This window comes from Desulfomicrobium apsheronum, assembly GCF_900114115.1.
GTDB lineage: Bacteria > Desulfobacterota > Desulfovibrionia > Desulfovibrionales > Desulfomicrobiaceae > Desulfomicrobium > Desulfomicrobium apsheronum.
In genome coordinates, this window is the sequence record NZ_FORX01000012.1 from 26215 (window position 1) to 46309 (window position 20095).

The 20095-nt window shown below is 54.1% G+C and carries 19 protein-coding genes and 2 tRNA genes; 14 read left to right on the forward strand and 7 right to left on the reverse strand.

Going from position 1 to position 20095, the window contains the following annotated elements; genetic code table 11:
• Positions 1-6 precede the first annotated feature (6 nt).
• The gene (msrB, locus tag BMZ40_RS11700) at positions 7-411 is read right to left on the reverse strand and encodes a peptide-methionine (R)-S-oxide reductase MsrB (protein ID WP_092376056.1); all 405 of its coding nucleotides are present in this window, start codon (positions 409-411) and stop codon (positions 7-9) included.
• Between the two features lie 201 nt (positions 412-612).
• Between msrB and BMZ40_RS11705 the strand changes: the two genes are divergently transcribed.
• Complete coding sequence (locus BMZ40_RS11705; protein WP_092375805.1) at positions 613-3063, forward strand: glycogen/starch/alpha-glucan phosphorylase; 2451 nt, start codon at positions 613-615, stop codon at positions 3061-3063.
• 11 nt (positions 3064-3074) lie between these two features.
• Here the strand turns inward: BMZ40_RS11705 and BMZ40_RS11710 are convergent, their stop codons facing one another.
• Complete coding sequence (locus BMZ40_RS11710; RefSeq protein WP_092375808.1) at positions 3075-4319, reverse strand: EAL and HDOD domain-containing protein; 1245 nt, start codon at positions 4317-4319, stop codon at positions 3075-3077.
• A 419-nt stretch (positions 4320-4738) separates the two neighbouring features.
• Between BMZ40_RS11710 and BMZ40_RS11715 the strand changes: the two genes are divergently transcribed.
• The 6 genes from BMZ40_RS11715 (at position 4739) to BMZ40_RS11740 (ending at position 10116) form a co-directional block, all read left to right on the forward strand.
• Positions 4739-6922 (forward strand): glutamine synthetase III family protein, encoded by a 2184-nt coding sequence (locus BMZ40_RS11715; protein ID WP_092375813.1) that lies wholly within the window; start codon positions 4739-4741, stop codon positions 6920-6922.
• 186 nt (positions 6923-7108) lie between these two features.
• On the forward strand, positions 7109-8173 hold the full coding sequence (locus BMZ40_RS11720; RefSeq protein ID WP_092375815.1) for an AI-2E family transporter: 1065 nt from the start codon (positions 7109-7111) through the stop codon (positions 8171-8173).
• An 87-nt stretch (positions 8174-8260) separates the two neighbouring features.
• Positions 8261-9256, forward strand: a complete 996-nt coding sequence (locus tag BMZ40_RS11725) for an adenosine kinase (RefSeq protein ID WP_092375820.1) — start codon at positions 8261-8263, stop codon at positions 9254-9256.
• Positions 9257-9268: 12 nt separating this feature from the next.
• A complete protein-coding gene (locus BMZ40_RS11730; protein ID WP_092375822.1) occupies positions 9269-9697 on the forward strand; it encodes a PGPGW domain-containing protein in 429 nt (142 codons plus the stop codon).
• 252 nt (positions 9698-9949) lie between these two features.
• Positions 9950-10025 (forward strand) — tRNA-Val (locus tag BMZ40_RS11735).
• A gap of 14 nt (positions 10026-10039) precedes the next feature.
• Positions 10040-10116, forward strand: a tRNA-Asp gene (locus tag BMZ40_RS11740).
• A 195-nt stretch (positions 10117-10311) separates the two neighbouring features.
• On the opposite strand, the gene BMZ40_RS11745 is transcribed toward BMZ40_RS11740, so the two are convergent.
• Both BMZ40_RS11745 and BMZ40_RS11750 read right to left on the reverse strand, forming a co-directional pair.
• The gene (locus BMZ40_RS11745) at positions 10312-10614 is read right to left on the reverse strand and encodes a hypothetical protein (protein ID WP_092375825.1); all 303 of its coding nucleotides are present in this window, start codon (positions 10612-10614) and stop codon (positions 10312-10314) included.
• 82 nt (positions 10615-10696) lie between these two features.
• Complete coding sequence (locus BMZ40_RS11750) at positions 10697-11080, reverse strand: DUF6973 domain-containing protein (protein WP_092375828.1); 384 nt, start codon at positions 11078-11080, stop codon at positions 10697-10699.
• A gap of 236 nt (positions 11081-11316) precedes the next feature.
• On the opposite strand from BMZ40_RS11750, the gene BMZ40_RS11755 reads away from it, so the two are divergent.
• The 6 genes from BMZ40_RS11755 (at position 11317) to BMZ40_RS11780 (ending at position 17236) form a co-directional block, all read left to right on the forward strand.
• Positions 11317-11550 carry a hypothetical protein gene (locus BMZ40_RS11755; protein WP_092375830.1) on the forward strand — a complete coding sequence of 78 codons (234 nt, stop codon included), beginning with the start codon at positions 11317-11319 and terminating at the stop codon, positions 11548-11550.
• 347 nt (positions 11551-11897) lie between these two features.
• A complete protein-coding gene (locus BMZ40_RS11760) occupies positions 11898-12509 on the forward strand; it encodes a LysE family translocator (protein ID WP_092375832.1) in 612 nt (203 codons plus the stop codon).
• A 289-nt stretch (positions 12510-12798) separates the two neighbouring features.
• Entirely contained in the window at positions 12799-13407 is a 609-nt protein-coding gene (locus BMZ40_RS11765; protein WP_092375836.1) for a hypothetical protein, read from the forward strand.
• 809 nt (positions 13408-14216) lie between these two features.
• Positions 14217-14510 carry a colicin Z C-terminal domain-related protein gene (locus BMZ40_RS20180; protein WP_425429362.1) on the forward strand — a complete coding sequence of 98 codons (294 nt, stop codon included), beginning with the start codon at positions 14217-14219 and terminating at the stop codon, positions 14508-14510.
• Entirely contained in the window at positions 14507-14881 is a 375-nt protein-coding gene (locus BMZ40_RS11775) for a hypothetical protein (RefSeq protein WP_092375842.1), read from the forward strand. The genes BMZ40_RS20180 and BMZ40_RS11775 overlap by 4 nt, the downstream gene beginning before the upstream one ends.
• A gap of 927 nt (positions 14882-15808) precedes the next feature.
• Positions 15809-17236: a PAS domain-containing protein gene (locus tag BMZ40_RS11780; protein ID WP_177193146.1), complete on the forward strand. Its 1428-nt coding sequence runs from the start codon at positions 15809-15811 to the stop codon at positions 17234-17236.
• Here the strand turns inward: BMZ40_RS11780 and BMZ40_RS11785 are convergent.
• The 3 genes from BMZ40_RS11785 to BMZ40_RS11795 form a co-directional block, all read right to left on the reverse strand.
• On the reverse strand, positions 17176-17526 hold the full coding sequence (locus BMZ40_RS11785; protein WP_092375848.1) for an IS110 family transposase: 351 nt from the start codon (positions 17524-17526) through the stop codon (positions 17176-17178). The genes BMZ40_RS11780 and BMZ40_RS11785 overlap by 61 nt on opposite strands.
• 317 nt (positions 17527-17843) lie before the next feature.
• Positions 17844-18176, reverse strand: coding sequence for a type II toxin-antitoxin system HicB family antitoxin (locus tag BMZ40_RS11790; protein WP_092375851.1), 333 nt, complete (start codon positions 18174-18176; stop codon positions 17844-17846).
• A complete protein-coding gene (locus BMZ40_RS11795; protein WP_092375854.1) occupies positions 18173-18427 on the reverse strand; it encodes a type II toxin-antitoxin system HicA family toxin in 255 nt (84 codons plus the stop codon). The genes BMZ40_RS11790 and BMZ40_RS11795 overlap by 4 nt, the downstream gene beginning before the upstream one ends.
• Positions 18428-19273: 846 nt before the next feature.
• Between BMZ40_RS11795 and BMZ40_RS11800 the strand changes: the two genes are divergently transcribed.
• Entirely contained in the window at positions 19274-19885 is a 612-nt protein-coding gene (locus BMZ40_RS11800; RefSeq protein ID WP_092375857.1) for a LysE family translocator, read from the forward strand.
• Positions 19886-20095 lie beyond the last annotated feature (210 nt).

Sequence of the window (20095 nt, forward strand, 5' to 3'; positions counted from 1 at the left end):
TTATAGCTATTTTTCGGTGCCTTGAGGTTCAAATTGCAGAGCAAGGGAATTGATGCAGTAACGCAATCCAGTGGGCTCTGGTCCATCGGGGAATACATGGCCAAGATGCCCGTCACAGACAGCGCAGAGCACCTCAGTGCGGACCATGAACCAGGATTTGTCCTCATGCTTTGCGATATGCGTTTCGTCCACGGGCCTGAAAAAACTGGGCCAGCCGGTGCCCGAATCAAATTTGGCATCTGAGTGAAAGAGCGGGGTTTCGCAGCCCGCGCAGACATAGGTTCCCACCTCGTGATGGTCGTTGAATTTTCCGCTGAAAGCCGGTTCGGTGCCCTTTTCGCGCAGCACATGATACTGCTCGGGGCTCAATATTTCCCGCCACTGGGCGTTTGTCTTCGTGATCTTGTCCATTGAGTATCCTCCTGCGGGCCACATGATGAAGGCGAATATCAGAAGCAGCCAGGTTGATTTTGGGCATTTGCGCATGACGTTTCTCCTTTTTCGAACAGGTAAGATTTGTGCGGAGGCTGTAAAGGCGCAGGTTTCTCTCGGAGTTCTTTTATGCTAGACGTACTTATCCAGCACGACGAAATGATCCAAGGAGGATGCAAGATGACGGCCCCCGAAAGCAATCAGAGCGTTGAGTCCCTGAAGGACGATATACAGCGGCACGTGGCCCTGACCCTGGGCAGCGACCCTTTCCCCCCGCGCAAGGGGCGCTATTATCTCGGCCTGTGCTACAGCGTGCGCGACCGCCTGCTCGGCCAGTGGCTTGAGACTCAGCGTTCCTACTACGACTCCATTACCAAGCGCGTGTATTACATGTCCCTGGAATTTCTGCCCGGACGGTTCCTGATGAACTATATCCAGGCCCTGGGCATGGAAGAGGAGTGCCGCGAGGCGGTGAGGGATTTTGGATTGGATCTGGATGAGCTGCTCGAAGAGGAATGGAACCCGGGGCTGGGGAACGGCGGCCTTGGGCGGCTGGCCTCATGCTATATGGATTCCATGGCCACGTGCAGGATTCCCGGTTACGGGTACGGCATCCTCTATGACTATGGCATCTTCTATCAGACCATCGTCAACGGCTATCAGCATGAAGGTGCCGACAACTGGTTGCGTCAGGATTCTCCCTGGGTGCTCAGGCGCGGTCATTTCATGTTCCTGATCAATTTCTACGGACGCAGCGAGGCCTACGAGGACAGCGCCGGGCACGAGCGTTTTCGCTGGGTGGACACGGAGTCGGTCATGGCCATGGCCTGCGACATCATGGTCCCCGGTCATCAGAACGGCCATGTGACCAATATGCGCCTGTGGAAAGCCATCTCCACCCGGGATTTCGAGCTCGAACACTTCAACCGGGGCGATTACATCGGCGCGGTCCAGTCCAAGGTCGAGAGCGAGAACATCTCCAAGGTTCTTTACCCCAACGACACCAGCCCGCGCGGCAAGGAGCTCAGGCTGCGGCAGCAGTATTTCTTCGTGGCCGCGACCTTCCAGGACATCCTGCGGCGTTTCCGCAAGAACAACTACTCCTCTTTCGACTGCTTTCCGGATCAGGTCGCGGTGCAGCTCAACGACACCCACCCGGCCATCAGCATCGCGGAGCTCATGCGCATTCTGGTCGACGAGGAGTCCCTGACCTGGGAGACAGCCTGGACCATCTGCCAGAAGACATTCTCCTACACCAACCACACCGTCCTGCCGGAGGCCCTGGAGACGTGGTCCGTGGAACTCATCGGGCGCATGTTGCCAAGGCACCTGCAGATCATCTTCGAGATCAATCGTCGTTTCCTGGACGATGTGGGCAAACGCTTTCCCGGTCGCGTCGATCTATTGAGATCCTTGTCACTGATCGCCGAGGACAATGGCAAGCAGGTGCGCATGGCCCATCTGGCCATCATTGGCAGCCACACGGTCAACGGCGTGGCCGAGCTGCATTCAAAGATTCTCAAGACGCGGCTGTTCAAGGATTTCGACAATCTTTATCCCGGCAAATTCACCAATGTGACCAACGGCATCACGCCCCGGCGTTGGCTGATGCAGGCCAATCCGGCCCTGTCCGAGCTGATCGGCTCCGTCATCGGGGACGAGTGGATTCATGACCTGTCGCACCTGTCCGAGCTGGCCGCCTACGCCGACGATCCCGAATTCCAGCAGCGCTGGCAGGAAGTGCGCAAGCGCAACAAGAAACTCCTGGCCCGCTACGTTTTGCGCAAGCTCGGCGTAGGCATCAACCCGGCCACGCTCTTTGACATGCACATCAAGCGCATCCACGAGTACAAGCGGCAGATTCTGAACGTTCTGCACGTCATCACCCTCTACAACCGCATCCGCTCAGGAAGCGTCGCGCATCATGTTCCGCGCACGCTGTTCTTTGCCGGAAAGGCCGCGCCGGGGTATATGCAGGCCAAGCTCATCATCAAGCTCATCAACGCCGTGGGTCAGGCCGTGAACGGTGATCCCGCCGTTGGCAATGATCTGCGGGTCGTTTTCTTGCCCAACTACTGTGTTTCGCAGGCGGAAAAGCTCATTCCGGCTGCGGATCTGTCCGAACAGATCTCGACGGCGGGCATGGAAGCATCCGGCACCGGCAACATGAAGTTCGCCCTCAACGGAGCGCTGACCATCGGCACCCTGGACGGGGCCAACATCGAGATCAGGGAGGTGGTGGGGGAGGACAACTTCTTCCTCTTCGGACACACAGAAGAGGACGTGCACCGTCTGCATTCCGGGGGCTATGATCCCGTGCAGATCTACGAAAGCAATATCGAACTCAAGAAGGCGCTGGACATGATCTCCACCGGATTCTTCTCGCCGGAGGCGCCGGGCCTGTTCAGACCCATTGTCGATTCGCTCCTGGCTCACGGCGATTATTATCTGGTCCTGGCCGATTACGCGAAATACGTGGCAGAGCAGGCCAGGGTCTCGAAATGCTACGAGGACCCTGCCCTGTGGACGCGCATGTCCATCCTGAATACCGCCAACATGGGCAAGTTCTCCAGCGACCGCTCCATCATGGAGTACGCGCGGAACATCTGGAAGGTTTCGCCCCTGACATAAACTCCGGCTCGTCAGGCGCCTTGGCCGATCTCCAGAATGGAGGAAGCCCAGGCGCCTGCCTCGCGATGCAGTCGCCGCATTGTTTCCCGCTCAAGGTTCAGGTCCATGAGGATCCTGTCCGGAGCATTTTCTCCCTGGTCCTCGAACGCGAGCATGAGCGTGAGCAGCGGCATGTATTCCGTGGTGCTCTCGCCGCGCAGGGCCTTTTTCTGCGCGTCGTTCAGGGGCAGAAAGGCCAGGGCGTCGGCCATGGGGATTCCGAGGATGGCGTCGAGCAGTGAAAACATGCCCAGCAGAAACATCTCGTCGGGCTTGAAGTCCCAGTAGTCGTGACCGGCCACGGTCTGTTCCAGGAATTTTCCCCGCCGCAGCGAAAGATGCAAAAGTTCGGTCTGTTCCTCGCCCTGCGCGATGTCCGCCAGCAGCACGGCGCGCAGCCAGTTGCGCACGTTGATCCAGCCCAGAAGCGTGATGGCCTGGCGGATGGAGTCGATCTTGCGCATGAACCCGAAAGTCGGGGAGTTGAGATAGGTGAGCAGTCGGTAGGAGAGGCTCACGTCGGCCTGGATGGTCCGGGCCAGCTGGTCCAGATCGGGCGACTCGGCTTCGATGATGCGCAGAATCTGCAGACGCGAATTCTGGTGCGAGGACAGCTTCTTGCCCGGAATGATCTCTGCGGTCTTGAAGAAGCGCCCCTGGAAAAGGGAGATGCCCAGGCTTTGCAGCCGTTCGACTTCCTCGCGGGTGGTCACGTTGCGCACGATCACGGTCTTGGCGACCAGGGGGATTTTCGCAAGCTCTTCGGCCATGTCCGGCGTGCCAAGACAGATCACGTCGGCCAGTTCCATGAGAGGGGGCAGGGGGGTGACCCCGGCATTCCATTCCAGGGCGATGGTGTGCCCGTCCGCTGCCATCTGTTTCAGCGCCGGGAGCAGGTCCGGGTCGTTTTGAAAATCCGGGCTGATCAGGATGGCGGAGGACTGAGCCGGAAAGGCGTACGGAATCTGGTTTTGCAATTGCTCCCGGGTGTAGGAGAGGAGCATTTTCTTGTTGCGGGCCAGTATGGTGTTCAGGCCGATGTAATCACCGGCAATGACTGCGGCCCCTACATTGACCCGCTCAGGGTCCAAAGGCTGGTCCGGGACAATGCTCGCGGTGGCCTGGATCTCGTATCCCCACACTGTCTTGGCGGCGGTGAAGATCGGATATCGAGACAGAAGATGAAGGTTCGTGGCGCTGAGAACGGCTGCGGGCATTGGTGGCTCCGGGTTGGAATTGAGGACTGCCCTGAAACTAGCAGAACACTGCGCAATTTTGAACTCTTATTTGCCTGGTTTAAATCCGTGTTGACATTTATGTACATGATTCGTGTGAGGCGGACGTCACGAATTGCTTTGTCCCGGCAGCCATCCGCGCCATGCAAGGCAGGGTGCGCCATGCCCGGTGATGGCAGCATGGCGGGCTGTTTTGCAAAATTGTAATTTAATTCCGGATTAATTCCGGTTTGCCGGGATTGCATATTTCAAAAATGTAATCTATTTACTTCCGAAATTCATGGTGCTTATATATTTCAACATGTTGCGCTAATGGCATCTGAATTGCTTTATGCCTTGCAATTGTAATCACGGATCAAAGTAGCAATAAAAGCATACATCAACTTGTCCTGGAGGATATCATGAACGGACTCACGGCCCGCAGGGACGCCATCAAGGCAATCACCGACTACAAACCCATGCATGCGCCCCTGAATTTCAACGAAACTTCCCTGACGGAAATGTTTGGAAGCAACGTGTTCAACGACAAGGTCATGCGTGAACGCCTGCCGAAAACCGTCTACAAATCCCTGAAGAAGACCATCGAGCTGGGCGAGAAGCTTGACGCGTCCGTGGCCGATGTCGTGGCCAACGCCATGAAGGATTGGGCCATCGAGAAGGGCGCCACTCATTTTACCCACGTCTTCTATCCCCTGACCGGCCTCACCGCCGAGAAGCACGACTCCTTCCTGACCCCCGACGGAATGGGCGGAGCAGTGGCCGAATTCAGCGGCAAGATGCTCATCCAGGGCGAGCCCGATGCCTCCAGCTTTCCTTCCGGCGGTCTGCGCGCCACCTTCGAAGCACGCGGCTACACTGCCTGGGACGTGACCAGCCCGGCCTATATCCTTGAGAACCCCAACGGGACCTTCCTGTGCATCCCCACGGCTTTTGTGTCCTGGACCGGCGAGGCACTGGACAAGAAAACTCCGCTGCTGCGTTCCATGCAGGCCCTGAACAAGCAGGCCAAGCGCGTGCTGAAGCTGTTCGGCGTCGAGACCAAGCTGCCCCTGACCAGCTACGCCGGGCCCGAGCAGGAATATTTCCTCATCGACCGCAATTTCATCTTCGCGCGTCCCGATCTGCTCATCGCCGGCCGTAGTCTCTTCGGCGCCAAGCCGCCCAAGGGCCAGGAGTTCGAGGACCAGTATTTCGGAGTGACCCCGCGCCGCGTCATGTCCTTCATGATGGAAGTGGACCGCGAACTGTTCAAGCTCGGCGTGCCGGTCAAGACCCGTCACAACGAGGTGGCTCCCAGCCAGTTCGAGATCGCGCCCATCTACGAGCAGGGCAACTTGGCTACGGACCACAATCAGCTGGTCATGACCGTGCTGCGCAGCGTGGCCAAGCGTTACGGCATGGTCTGCCTGCTGCATGAGAAGCCCTTTGCCGGCATCAACGGCTCGGGCAAGCACCTCAATTATTCCATCGGCAACGATGAAGTCGGCTGCCTCTTCGATCCCGGCGACACGCCGCATGAAAACGCCCAGTTCCTGGTCTTCTGCGCCGCCGCCATCCGCGCCGTGCACAAGTACGGTCCGCTGCTGCGCGCCACCGTGGCCAGCGCCTCCAACGATCATCGTCTCGGCGCCAACGAGGCCCCGCCGGCCATCATGTCCGTGTATCTCGGCGAGCAGCTGACCGACGTCTTCGAGCAGTTCAAGAAGGGCGAGGTCAAGAGCTCCAAGAAGAAGAGCGTCATGAACATCGGCGTGGATACGTTGCCGCCCCTGCCCATGGATCCGGGCGACCGCAACCGCACCAGCCCCTTCGCCTTCACCGGCAACCGCTTCGAATTCCGCGCCGTGGGTTCCTCCATGTCCATCGCCGGCTCGCAGGTGGCCCTGAACACCATGATGTCCGAGTCCCTGGACTACGTCGCCACCGAGCTCGAAAATGCCACCGGCGGCAAGAAGGCCAAGCTCAATGAAGCCGTGCAGAATCTTTTGCAGAAGATCATGGTCGATCACGATCAGGTCATTTTCAACGGCGACGGATATTCCGACGAATGGCATCAGGAAGCCGAAAAGCGCGGCCTGGCCAACCTGAAGGCCACCCCCGACGCCCTGCCCATGCTGTCCATCCCCTCGACCATCGAGCTCTTCACCAAGTACGGCGTGCTGACCGAAGCCGAACTGCGCTCCCGAGAAGAGATCTACCTGGAGCAGTACTGCAAGACCATCGAGACCGAAGCCAATCTGATGCTGCGCATGTCCAAGACCGTCATCTTCCCGGCTTCCTTCCGCTATCAGAGCGAACTGGCCACGGCCTGCGCCAACCTCCAGGCCATCGGCAAGGAATTCGGCACAACCACGCTGGATCAGCTGACCGCCAACCTGCGCGGCATGCAGAAGGTCACCTACGAACTTGAGGCATTGCTTGAAGGCGACAAGGGCAACTCCACCCTGGAGCACGCCAACTACTTCTACAAGACCATCCTGCCCGCCATGGGCGAGGTCAGAAAGCATGCCGACCTTCTGGAAACGATCGTCGCGGACGATCTGTGGACGCTGCCCAGCTACCAGGAGATGCTCTTCATCCGTTAACCATTTTTCCGCCCGAACCGGCCTGTCGAAGCGCATCCTCCCCTCGCCAGGTCTTTGCCGAACACCGGCCGGTTCACGGAATCTCTTCAGGCTGCCTCCGGGCAGCCTTTTTTCGTTGTGTTGACGCCGGGCGCACGTGTGTCTAGATATCTGTGGCGTCTTTGCACCGAGCACGTGAGAACCCCCATGGAAATTTTTCGCAGATGGATGAGTGCCGTTTTTTCCGACACGCAACTCGTCATCCTTTTTCTGGTGCTGGTCGTCAGCGGGGCAATTGTCCTCTCCGTAGGCAATCTGCTGGCTCCTGTCATCGCCAGCGTGGTCATCTCCTTTCTTCTGGAAGGGCTGGTGCGTTTTCTGGTCGGCTTCCGCTGGCCGCGCATGCTGGCCGTGGTGCTGGTTTTCGGGTTGTTCATGCTTTTTCTGGCGGTGATGATCCTGGCGCTGGTGCCGCTTTTGGTGTCCCAGATCACGGATCTCATCGACAACATTCCCTGGATCGTTTCCAAGGCCCAGAACGCCCTCGTGCATCTGCCCCGGCAGTATCCGATCCTGACCGAGGCCCAGGTGCAGACCGTGGTCGACTCCCTGACCGCCCAGTTTTCCCAGTACGGGCAGCAGGTCCTGGCTTTTTCGTTGTCCTCCGTGCGCTCCGTCTTTTCCTTCGTGGTCTACATGGTGCTCATGCCGATCATGGTCTTCTTCTTTCTGAAGGATAAGGAAGTGATCCTTGATTGGCTGTGCGGCTTTCTGCCTCAGGACCACACCCTGGCCAGCACGGTCTGGATGGACGTCAAGATGCAGGCCGGAAACTACGTGCGTGGCCGGATCTGGGAAATCTTCATCGTCTGGATCGCGACCTACGCCTGTTTTTTGTTCTTTGGTCTGGACTATGCCATGCTCCTGAGCCTCCTGGTCGGCCTGTCCGTGATAATCCCGTATATAGGGGCCGTGGTCGTGACCGTGCCGGTGGTCATCATCGCCTACATTCAGTGGGGCCTTGACGCGCATTTCACCTGGGCCATGATCGTCTATTTCGCGATCCAGCTTCTGGACGCCAACCTGTTGGTGCCGTTGCTGCTGTCCGGAGCCGTCAACCTGCACCCCATCGCCTCCATCACGGCCATCCTGATTTTCGGCGGCATCTGGGGCTTCTGGGGCGTATTCTTCGCCATTCCGCTGGCCTCGCTGGTGCAATCGGTACTGGGCGTCTGGAAAATGCGCCGCGGATGCCTGGTAGTGGAAAGCTAGATTGCGTATATAGGTCCCATACGACCTATAGGACCTATAAAACCAATGAAAAATACAATTAAAATAAAGAGCTCATAGGAAGAATTGATGAAAAAATACGATGTGTACGGAATGGGCAACGCCCTGGTCGACATGGAATTTGAGGTGCCCGATGCCTTTTTGGAAACCATGGGCGTGGAAAAGGGGTTCATGACCCTGGTCGATGAAGAGCGGCAGTTCGAGCTGCTCGAATACCTGCGTAGCGAGCGCAGCGTCCGTTCCGGCGGCGGGTCGGCCGCCAACACCATCGTGGCCAATGCCTTTTTCGGCGGAAAGTCCTTTTATACCTGTCTGGTCAGCAACGACGAGATGGGTGATTTCTACGCCCAGGAACTGGCCCGGGCCGGGGTCGGCACCAACCTTGCCGAGCGCCGCGCTGACGGAGTCACCGGCAAGTGCCTGGTCATGATCACGCCCGACGCCGAGCGGACCATGAACACCTATCTTGGCATCTCCGAGTCCCTGTCTGCCGCGCAATTGTGCCCGGAAGAGCTGCGCGAGTCCGAATTCCTGTATTCCGAGGGCTATCTGGTGACCTCGCCCACGGCGCGGCCAGCCGTTGTTCAGGCCATGAACATCGCCCGTGAAGCCGGGGTCAGGACGGCGCTGAGCTTTTCCGATCCGTCCATGGTCAAATATTTTCGTCTGGGCCTGGAGGAGATTGTCGGCGAAGGGGTGGACCTGCTGTTCTGCAATCGCGAAGAGGCTATGCTCTGGGCCGAATGCCGCACCCTGGCCAAGGCCGTGGACAAGCTGCGCCGCAACGCCAAGACCTTCGTGGTCACCCTCGGCGGGGAGGGCGCTCTGGTGTACGACGGCGTGGACATGCACGAGATCGACGCCTGCCTGGTCACGCCCCTGGACACCAATGGCGCCGGGGACATGTTTGCCGGGGCCTTCCTGTACGGCATCACTCACGACATGAATTACGTCCAGGCCGGCGAGTTCGCGAGCCTGGCGGCATCCAAGGTGGTCACGACCTTCGGCCCCCGGCTTCAGCCCGAGCAGTACGCCCGGACTCTGGCCGAATTCCAGGGCCGGTAGCGGGGCGCGGGAATGTTGGCGGGACTTGAAGGGTGGGCGGAAGGGCTTGGCTGGCTGGCCGCCTTTTCCGCGTTGACATTCGTGGGCTCGCTGCTGGTCATCCCCCTGGTGGCCGCTCGCATCCCCGCCGACTATTTCTGCGCTGACAGACGCGGCAAGACGCCGTGGCGCAGGCGCCGTCCAGGCTTGCGCATGATCGTGCTGATCCTCAAGAACGCACTGGGGCTGATCCTTTTCCTGGCCGGAGTACTTATGCTCTTTCTGCCCGGCCAGGGGCTGCTGACCATTTTTCTCGGCATCATGCTCATGGATTTTCCCGGCAAATACAGGCTGGAAAGGTACATTATCTCACGCGGGCCAGTCTTGCGCGGCATAAACTGGCTCAGGAAGCGCTCCAAGGTTGCGCCCCTGGAAGTGATGGAGTGTGACGACCAGTTTTGAGTATCTACGCATTTCTGATGGCCGGGAAAATCGCCGCTGGCAGGCGGCGCTGCGTGGTTCTGAAAAGAGAAAGTTGTCTGATTCTGGGATATTGCGCATTGAAGGGGCCGCAGGACGCTTTATTTCGCGGCGACTGCCTGCTTCGTAATATGCTGAAATATAAAGACTTAAAATGAAATTAAAATTTTCTTAAAAAAGTCTTTGACAGTAGGCATTGGCCCCTATAAAGACTGTTTCTCGTTGGACGGGACGGGGCGGTTAGCTCAGCTGGGAGAGCGTCGGCCTTACAAGCCGAGGGTCATAGGTTCGATCCCTGTACCGCCCACCACGAAGACAAAATGCGGGGTCGTAGTTAAGTCGGTTATAACGCCGGCCTGTCACGCCGGAGGCCGTGGGTTCGAGTCCCATCGGCCCCGCCATTAGAAGATAAGGGATTTCAGCTTAAACGCTGAAATCCCTTTTTTCTTTGTGGGTTCCGCTGTGGGTTTTTATGCGACTCCAGCGCCCTGTTTTTTCTACTTGGAAACAAAAGGCCATCCGGCGAAGGGTGGCTATTTTTTTGTTTGGGCTACCTGCGCGGGCCATGACGACCCATTTTCTTGAAAAGAAAGTGCTCATTCCAACTTTGGATAAACCTGAATGTCGCGTACTTTTCCAGTCTGCTGGTCGATGATGAACGCAACAAGATACGCCTTGAGGTGGCCAGCTTTCGGACTGCTCCCGATGTAGTATGCCGGGTTCACGTCATACTCAAAGTATGCCGTGCTGTTCCCCAACTGATGTATAATGAAAGATCTGTCTTTGTCTGTGATTGGCGAATTTATTTTAAGAAAATCATGAATCATCGTCCCGCGAACATACTCATTCGAAATTGCCCATACATCCGGATTGAATTCGGCGTTGCCAAGTTTTGCCAATGACTCCTGTCGATTATCCAGCGAAGAGCATGAAGCCGCCATTGCAATGATCGAGAAACAACAAAAAAATAGGCTAAGATAATTAGTAAAACTTGAGTTTACCTTGCTGAAGAGCTTTGTAACATTCATCGGCGATTGACCTCTCGCTTCCAACATTCTGACCAATTTCTGCTCCAATCTTGTTGTTATGGAGATCCATGCTCTTCTCGGCGAAGTCATTTCCGTCCTGCATTTCGTGCATGGTCGTAAATTTAATTGCCTCACTGTGGCTGATGCGCTTGGATATCAGACCTGACCACATACAATGCCGAAAAGCATCTGTCTCATCATTGTGGCCATTGTATCCAAAACGCCGTTCCGTTTCACGTTCAGCGTCATCCTGACATTCCTTGATTACAAAACTTCGGACAGGATTCATCAAAACATACTTTCTCTCTTCTTCATTGAGCCTGGAATAGCTTGTCACGGATTGGCACCCTCCCTTACTATGTGGATGTTATTGAATTCATGACAATTATAACGCGAAATCACGATATGAAATACCCATAATGACTTACAAATTGCCCTAAATAGTTGGGTACAAATATGTAGTCATGTGTCTGTATCTAGCCTTGAAAGGCAGTTCGGCGCAGAATGCGCGGAGAATAAGGGGCCGAGTCTGCTTTTGACTCTTCTTCGGCCAGTGCCAAGTATGAAGTGAATATGGTCATCAAGAATGTCCAGGGGCAACTTGTCGGGGTGGAGGTGAAAGCTGCGGCTTCGGTCAACGAGCGTGACCTGCGGGGGATACGACGCTTTTCGGAAGCGGCAGGCGGCAAAATGCGCCTTGAAGTGATTCTTTACGACGGTGCGGAAACACGCTCACTGGGGCCTGGCCTCCTGGCCGCGCCGCTGTCTACTATGGGTGCGGGGATTCGGCTGAAGCGTGGCTTATAGTACCGTCAGCCCTCCTTACTCGCGCTACCAGACGACTGCCGAGAATACGGTATTTTGGGTTTTGGTGGATGTTTGTCAGAATAGACTGACGATTGGAGATAAAGCCATCAGGTTACGGGTGGCTTTTGTCGTATCAGAGTAGTGTGGGGGGGGCGGAAGTCGTGATCACAAATATGTATGACAAAGCAATCGCTTGCCGTTACCAGTACTTTTCTTGTAACGACGTTTCTGTAATACGTTCCATTTCGGAGAAAAAGGCGGATGATGGTTTGATTCAAGATTCAAGATCTGCTTTCTTCCCCAGGCGTTCAGAATACGGGCATGAGAGGACAAGGGAGATATGACAAATGATCAGCATTGAGTTCTTTATCACATCGTTGATTGTGGTGCTCATTCCTGGAACCGGAGTAATATACACCGTCTCTACTGGACTTATCCAGGGTCGAAAGGCAAGTGTATTCGCCGCACTAGGATGCACGGCAGGGATACTCCCTCACCTCATGGCTACGGTTTTGGGTCTTGCCACCATCATGCACACAAGCGCGCTTGCATTCCAGATTCTGAAATACGCTGGCGTTGTCTACTTGTTCTACGTCGCTTATGCGACATGGCGTGACAAGACGGCTTTCGCCATTGACACAAACCCCTCTACAAAAACGGCCGCTGGTTTGGTGGTAAAAGCGTTCCTGCTCAACATTCTCAACCCCAAACTGACCATCTTCTTCTTGGCTTTCCTGCCGCAATTTATTCAACCAGGCACGGTTCAGCCTTTTTTTCAGCTTCTTCTACTCAGCGCTACCTTCATGGCTATGACGTTTATAGTATTCGTAATCTATGGTTTTCTTGCCCACGTATTTCGCAAGACCGTTATCGAGTCTCCACGAGTGCAAACTTGGCTACGGCGCGGATTTGCCTCTGCATTTGCCAGCCTTGGGGCGGAACTTGCGTTCACAGATTGATAGAGCCTGTTGCGTCCACGAAATCGGCCGCCCGTCATTGGAAGGGGTTTTAGTTGGCGCAGAGAGCCATTCATTCCGGAACGAAGTTATCCACAAGGTCTGCCATGAGTGCGGATTTACCTTGGCGCACGTCGCTACAGCGATAGGTTTGAATTGTTCAACGATAAGAAAATTATTCGGAAAATGGGATGATTCAAGATTCAATATCTGACTCTCGATTTGTGCTTACGTGGCGCGTTCATTGGCGCCACGGGTGATGCACGTCGTTAGCCCTCAAGGAAACACATTGATGATCTCGGCAGCGGAAATTGAACAGCGTAGGACGTCAGACCAGTTGAGAGCATTCGTGAAAGAGGTTCGCGAGCGGGTTGAGCTCGATCCTGAGGAGTTGCGACGTGCTCAGAACGGCGAAGGTCTCTATAGGGTATTTGTCAACGAAGTCTGGCCACTTTCCCAATTCGCTCATTTGATTTACCCTCCTGAGACGTTATTTCTTCCGGTGCTTGGAAACCAAGGATTTGACGTTGATGTTTTCGACAAAGAGGGGAATCCTGTGGATAGAATTGAAATCGCTAAACCGCATGATGGTCAGCTTAAAGCAAATGATAACCGTCTCCTGAACGAACGGGGGTTCGGTCATATCCGGGTTTGTGACTTGGGAGGCCAGTTGGACGCACTGACACCTTGGATTGTCGATACTGCAGAGAAGAAATCACTAAAGGACTACAGCGATTGTACTCTTGTGCTTGTGGCGGCGACCGACCCACCGTTTGATGAAGAGCTGCCAATCCTAGAACAACGGTGTATCGAGTTCGTGCAGACATTGAGAAGTATGGCCTATCGCGCAAAGCGCGCGTTCCTGGCTGTTCCGTCGCTGGACAAGTGTTTTAAGATCTAGGACTGACAACGCGGTCGAGTTCGCTACGGCCTACGGCCTCCGCTGGACGTTCCGATTCGCAGCTCGCCGTCCACCGTAGTCGTTATGGCTTTTTTGAAATGATTCGTGTGTGGGTTGGCTGTTTTGACGTGCTCTTCAAGGTGGAAAACAAACGACAAGGCTATCCGGTAACGGGTGGCCTTGAGTTTTTTCTTGAGGTGGGGATCGGATTGGGTTTGTTGGTGGTTGCATGCGTGGACGTGATTGGCGCCAGGCGCCATGAACGCATCGAAGCGATGCGAGACACGTGGGGCGGTGCCTGTTTAATCCCAATTGTAATAGCTTAAAATCCCAATTCGTTCGATGTAAAATCCCAATTTGAAATGCCAATTCAGTTATAAATACAGAATGTTATCATCGATTTCTGACTAAGCGAATTGATGACGCGATGCAGGATACGCCGGCAGTTCTTATCAGCGGTCCGAGGCAGGCTGGCTATTCGGCTGACGCGTACCTATAGCACCGTCAGCTTCCTACTCAAGTTGCCAGAAGACTGGCCAATGCCAGGGTATCCCCATGCGACACATTTCCAGTAAGGAAAACAATCGTAGGCCCATCGGCGGGATGACACCGAGGGTGATCCTCGCCTTTCCATGCTTCGCGATGGAAAGTTCTCATGTTTCCGGATTTATCTCCGACGGTCGGGAATCAAGGAATAAGTATTCAATTTTCTACAAATACAATCCAATCCGAATATGACTTGTCGCCGCATATTGCTAAGTGAGTCCTTCATGATTTTTTTCAAACAAAATCTTATGGAGGACCAGACGATGCGGAGTTTTGAAGGTTGGGCACCACCTGCGAGAGTGTGGGGACCATGGATTGAATTGTCTAAGTTGACTGGGGGACCTCTTACATATCGAGTTGATTTCGACACCATATCAAGCGCAACTTCGACGTTTGATGCAGAAATTCAATACTGGGACGGGCCATCGCAAACTGTTGATCTTGTAACAGGCCCCGGTAGCCATACATTTACTGCCGGGATCTGTTATTGCATACAACGTATCCGCTTCCGCAGTCATTCGCTAGGGCAAACGATTCAAGTGAAGGTGACGCCATGAAATTTGCATCCATCTGGGCCGTGTTGATCCTTTGCGGCCTCATGGCCTGCAAGGCCCAACCGGAAATCGAATTCGCCGTCGGCACTGAACGCGTCGTGGTCGAAAAGGTACAGGCAAACGTCTCCCTCGGCAGGGATGCTGCCAACCGCAACATGGTCGTCATCACCCTGCGGAACGACATCGCTGAAAGGTTGCAATCAGCGACATCACGTCATGTTGGCGGCTTGATGTCCCTGCGCATAGGAGATGTCTATGAACAGAGAGATATCCCGATTCATGAGTCCTTCCTGCCGGACACGCTGCATCTTGCCGTAGCTTCCGAGGAGGAAGCGCGGCGGATTGTCGAAATGTGGGGTAATGGGGAGCCTTGAGGCATTCGTAATCGTTACGTCACCGATGCTTTTCGTTGACACAGCAGATCGCCGTTTTGAAGTTGTCCGCTGCGCTCATGAGAAGCTCTGCGTATTCCGGACAAACTGATCAGTGATTCCATAGGAAACTGACCATCCGTTCCGGATGAAACTGACCATTGGAGTTTTGCTGTGTTGAAACAGAAATAAAGCCATCCTGGAACAGGTGGCTTTTTGCTTTTCGGAGTACGTGTAAAAAGGGCCTTTCTGCTGAAATACGCATGGCAAAAGATTTTACTGCCGTTTATGCAATTTTTTTTGTAGTCGATATCCTAAAAGAATTCGCGCTAGTGAAGCTGAAGAGTAACCGAGATGAAGGCTAGCTTCCATTAAGTGCAGCGCCGGCTTGCCTCCTTTCCTTTTGTAGTAGTTTGAATCAAACTAGATTTTAGAGGAAAGAAGTCCAGATAAATAAGTCAAGATTCAAGATCTGCCCCCCGATTTGTATGAGAACCGAGTCAGAGATTATCGCCATTAGAGTTGAGCAGATCATATTCTTTCAGCAACTTCAGCACTTGCAAAAAAGCATGTACGTGGCTATTTATGTAATTTGATTTTGCCCTGCGCAGAAAAACAACATATCCACATTACGCAAAAACACACCTGTAACGCATGCAATTATCAGATTTATCAGAGATAAAAATATGAATTCCGCCAACCTTTCCGCAATCATCTCAGAAAAAAACGATTTTCGTCCTCCACGATAATCGCGACGACGCCCATCAGTGCAAAACTCAAGATACGGCGTTCCACGGAACGCCTTTTTTATTTTCAATCAAGCCGAAAATCATTCTTATACATAAAATCGGGGTCATTACGATGCTAAATCAAACATTCTCTGAGCGGGACGCCGTTCAAAATAACTCAATCGATTGCCTGGAAATAATCATGCATCTCAAGGAAGGCATCGCCGTCTTGCGGGAAGGCTGTTTCGAATATGCCAACCCTGCGTTCATGAGCATCACCGGATGCCGGTGGGACATGCTCGTGGGCAGGGCTCTGCCGGAACTGTTTCCCGCCGGGGAACGCGACGCGATCCTGCGCAGTCACGACGCGGTATGCGCGACAGGCTTGGCCTCGACTCCCCATGAATTCTGGATCGAAACGGACCGGGGCGAACTGCGCATAGAGATGACCATGACCTTGCTGCGCTCCGGAGAGCCTGCTCCGGTGCTGGCCACGGTGGTCGATGTCACCCCGAAACGCAGACGCATGGACGAAATCAGAAAACTGAGCGATCGACTGCAAAGCATTCTGCACTCCATGCACGATGTGGTCGTCTCGCTTTCCGCCGAGGACGCGACAGTCTTGTCCATCAATCCGGCGGCCGAACTTCTGTACGGAATCCCCATGCGAAACTTGACCACGGCGTCCGAAAGCGACCTTATCGCCCTGGCCCACCCCGAGGACCAAGGCAAAGTCGGGGATTTTTACCGCTCCATCACGGCCAGGGAATTCGACGAACTGGAATACAGGATCGTCCGCAGCGACGGGACGGTACGATGGGTTCGCGACGAAGGGTATGTCGTTTTCTGCGCGTCACGCGGCATGCAGCGCATCGACCACATGATCCGCGACATCACAGAGGAAAAACAGGCCATTTTGGACCTGTACAGAAGCGAAAAACGGTACAAGGATTTTTTCCATAAGACCAAGGACATGGCGTTCACCGTGTCGCCGGAGGGAGTGTTCCTGGACATCAACGACGCAGGCATCAAACTGCTTGGCCTGCCCGGCCGAAAGGCGGCCCTGCGCAGCAACGTGTACGACTTTGTCGAACTCCCCGTGGCCTTGGACGAGATGCTGCGCGAACTCAACGAAAGGGGACACGTCTCCAACCGGTCCGTGACCTTGAAGCCGACGTCGGAGGTTCCTATCGAGGTGGACATCACCGCGCGGGCCAAGAAAAACGAATCCGGAGCCGTGCTCTATTACGAAGGAATCGCCTCGAACATCACGCAGGCCATGGAGAACCAGAGGAACCGTGTGCTGCGCAATACGGCCGCAGGCATGTGCCACTACCTGAACTCGCATCTGATGCACATTTCAAGCGCCCTGGACGGCATTGAGGAAGAGCTTTCGGAAATGGACGAACGGTTCATCATCACAGCGCGGCCGGAGGACAAGGATGAGATCTGGGGCTCCGGACGCGATGCCCTTAGCGGATACATCCGGGACGTGAATCTGGGATACAGGAAAATCAGCAAAATCACGCGGGCCTTCAATTCCGCATTCCTGACCTACCGGGAAGAATCCTATCTGGACAAGACGATCCTCGACATCTTCGGCGCGTGCCACCCGGAGGGTTCCGACTGAGATTCACGGTGCGCCCCTTTTTCCTTGCGCCCGGTATCATTCTGGATAGCTGCCGGGTTGGCCAAATGAACCCGGTAGTCCTCGTCCATCAACGCATCGCCGATCCAATACCAGTTGAAGGTCGACTCGATGGCAATCCCTTGCAGCTGATCCCGATAGGCAGCAAGCGGATGCAGAATTGCCTGAACATCGTTAGCAAGCTTTCGTCTTTCTATGATCTTTCCTGCACCATCGACGACAGACAAGAAATTTGAATTTGAATGCAAATCGATTCCTGCGTAGCTAGCCATTGGACACCTCCGATATGAGTGTTTCCCAACTCCAATATAGCAGAGGAAGGTCATCTGCTATTTTCGGAGGTGTCCTTTTGTATGGTTATCAGATCTTGAATCTTGATTTTTTCTGGCTTGGTTTCTGAGACCATGAGTAAAAATTACTCGAAAATGGAATAAATCAAGATTCAAGATCTGACCCTCGCCTCCCGCTCGAGATAGGAGCCGTATGAGGTAATTCCTCACGTACGGATCTGTGCGGGGGGTGCCGGGTAACCGGCATTCCTATCGCGACCCCAGGCGGAATCACACTACTCACCAACATCCTCCATACATCAGATGCGGGTCGCCTGCTCAATGACCTTTTCCGCCCACTTGTTCAGGCTTTGGCTTTCATGGGCTGCCTTGCGGAGTGCCGCCGCGTGAACCTGAGGATTGATGCGCAGCATCAGACGACCGCTGGCCGGTTTTTCAGGTTTCTGATTCAGTTTTTCGCAGGCCGCTATATAGTCATCGATGGCGGTGTGGAATGCGGTCTGGAACTCGTGGACGGACTCGGCATGGAAGACTATGACATCTTCGATGTCTAAAATCTTGCCCACAAGAATGTTGTCTTCCGCGTCAAAGTCCATGCGGGCGGTGTACCCTTTATATTTCATGGCGTTCATGGTTTGACCCCCAGGGTTGTAAGATATTCACGAACAGCACGGACGCGGTAGCGCAGAGATTCACGTTGCGGGTGTGGCCGGTGGAAGTGAGCGTGCTTGCCGCCCTTTTCAAAGGTCACCGATGAACCGCTTCCCTCGAGGATTTGGCAGCCCAGAGCGACAAGCAACGCCTCAATCCTTGCCCATTCCAGACCACCGTTCACGGGATCGGAAAAAATGGCTTCAAGCGTTTTCCTGTGTTTGCTGTTCATGATTCAGTGATAGCGCTTTTCTTGATAAATGCAAGCAGTGAACGGAGGCGCGGCTCTCCACGATTTATCAAAGCCGTATCCCCGCCTTCTCGCAGTTTCCTAATCGCCAATCACCAGTCATTGCTCACCAATCAATCCAGTCCAACCAAATCAGACACCCCTTTCTCGTCATCGCTACCGCGTAAAAGGATAAAAGCCACGTCTGGCGGGGCTTTTCGGCGTGTGGAGTAACAAGGCTTCATGGCAGGGGACTTGTAAACACTCTTCTGTTTTTAGGTGAGAATCCGGAAAGATATGTGTCCGACTTCAGGGCAGGGTGCTGACAAGGGTCAGCCTCTGGTCCCGTTGCCTTTTTTCGGATTACCGATCACCTTTCACTATTCACCAATCAGAAACTGAATGGTCCTTTTAAAGGTCCGCAACGCGAGTTTTTATTAATAATATTGGATTGATAGATATAAAAATAGTCTGATTTTCGGCTGGTGACCTCATTCTAAGGTCGAAAAAAGGACCTTTTTTGCGAAAAAAAGTTAATGAAATAAGTAGGTTTTTGGTCTCAGAGAGAAAGCGCCCTTGACCAGTTGCCTTTTTTTGACTTGGAAGACGAAAGGCCATCCGGTGACGGGTGGCTTTTGTCGTATCAGAGGGGGGTGCTCGGAAGTCGTGATCACAAATATGTATGACAAAGCAATCGCTTGCCGTTACCGCTACTTTTCTTGTAACGAATTTTTCGCAATACGTTCCATTTCGGAGAAAAAGCCGGATAATGGCTTGTCAAGATTCAAGATCTGCTCTTCTCCCTAGCGTTCAGAATAGGGGTATGAGAGGGCAAGGAAGCTATGACAAATGATCAGCATTGAGTTCTTCATCACATCGTTGATTGTGGTGCTTATTCCTGGAACCGGGGTAATATACACCGTCTCTACTGGACTTATTCTGGGTCGAAAGGCAAGTGTCTTCGCCGCACTAGGATGCACAGCCGGAATACTCCCACACCTCATGGCCACGGTTCTGGGCCTTGCCACCATCATGCACACAAGCGCGCTTGCATTCCAGACTCTGAAATACGCTGGGGTTGTCTACTTGTTCTACGTCGCTTATGCGACATGGCGTGACAAGACGGCTTTCGCCATTGACGCAAACCCCTCTACAAAAACGGCCGCTGGTTTGGTGGTAAAAGCGTTCCTGCTCAACATTCTCAACCCCAAACTGACCATCTTCTTCTTGGCTTTCCTGCCGCAATTTATTCAACCAGGCACGGATCAGCCTCTTTTCCAGCTTCTTATACTCAGCGCTACCTTTATGGCGATGACGTTTGTAGTATTCGTAATCTATAATTTTCTTGCACATGTATTCCGCAAGACCGTTATCGAGTCTCCACGAGTGCAAACCTGGCTACGGCGTGGATTCGCCTCTGCATTTGCCAGCCTTGGTGCGGAACTTGCGCTCACAGATTGATGGAGCCTGTTGCGTCCACGAAATTGACCGTCCGTTCTTGGAAGGGGTTTTAGTTGGCGCAGAGAGCCATTCATTCTGCAACGAAGTTATCCACAAGGTCTGCTATGAGTACGGCTATACTCAGGTACAAGTAGATGCAGCGACAGGATTGCATTATTCATCAGTGAACAAAATTCTTCGGAAAATGGGATGATTCAAGATTCTAGATCT

Bases quoted from the DNA above. Each gene is read 5' to 3' on its own strand.
- BMZ40_RS11705 (WP_092375805.1), top strand. From the start codon at position 613: ATGACGGCCCCCGAAAGCAATCAGAGCGTTGAGTCCCTGAAGGACGAT.
- BMZ40_RS11715 (WP_092375813.1), top strand. From the start codon at position 4,739: ATGAACGGACTCACGGCCCGCAGGGACGCCATCAAGGCAATCACCGAC.
- BMZ40_RS11710 (WP_092375808.1), bottom strand. From the start codon at position 4,319: ATGCCCGCAGCCGTTCTCAGCGCCACGAACCTTCATCTTCTGTCTCGA.
- BMZ40_RS11725 (WP_092375820.1), top strand. From the start codon at position 8,261: ATGAAAAAATACGATGTGTACGGAATGGGCAACGCCCTGGTCGACATG.
- BMZ40_RS11785 (WP_092375848.1), bottom strand. From the start codon at position 17,526: ATGGCTAGCTACGCAGGAATCGATTTGCATTCAAATTCAAATTTCTTG.
- BMZ40_RS11800 (WP_092375857.1), top strand. From the start codon at position 19,274: ATGATCAGCATTGAGTTCTTCATCACATCGTTGATTGTGGTGCTTATT.
- BMZ40_RS11760 (WP_092375832.1), top strand. From the start codon at position 11,898: ATGATCAGCATTGAGTTCTTTATCACATCGTTGATTGTGGTGCTCATT.
- BMZ40_RS11765 (WP_092375836.1), top strand. From the start codon at position 12,799: ATGATCTCGGCAGCGGAAATTGAACAGCGTAGGACGTCAGACCAGTTG.
- BMZ40_RS11755 (WP_092375830.1), top strand. From the start codon at position 11,317: ATGGTCATCAAGAATGTCCAGGGGCAACTTGTCGGGGTGGAGGTGAAA.
- BMZ40_RS11790 (WP_092375851.1), bottom strand. From the start codon at position 18,176: ATGAACGCCATGAAATATAAAGGGTACACCGCCCGCATGGACTTTGAC.
- BMZ40_RS11795 (WP_092375854.1), bottom strand. From the start codon at position 18,427: ATGAACAGCAAACACAGGAAAACGCTTGAAGCCATTTTTTCCGATCCC.
- BMZ40_RS11775 (WP_092375842.1), top strand. From the start codon at position 14,507: ATGAAATTTGCATCCATCTGGGCCGTGTTGATCCTTTGCGGCCTCATG.
- BMZ40_RS11720 (WP_092375815.1), top strand. From the start codon at position 7,109: ATGGAAATTTTTCGCAGATGGATGAGTGCCGTTTTTTCCGACACGCAA.
- BMZ40_RS20180 (WP_425429362.1), top strand. From the start codon at position 14,217: ATGCGGAGTTTTGAAGGTTGGGCACCACCTGCGAGAGTGTGGGGACCA.
- msrB (WP_092376056.1), bottom strand. From the start codon at position 411: ATGGACAAGATCACGAAGACAAACGCCCAGTGGCGGGAAATATTGAGC.
- BMZ40_RS11780 (WP_177193146.1), top strand. From the start codon at position 15,809: ATGCATCTCAAGGAAGGCATCGCCGTCTTGCGGGAAGGCTGTTTCGAA.
- BMZ40_RS11730 (WP_092375822.1), top strand. From the start codon at position 9,269: ATGTTGGCGGGACTTGAAGGGTGGGCGGAAGGGCTTGGCTGGCTGGCC.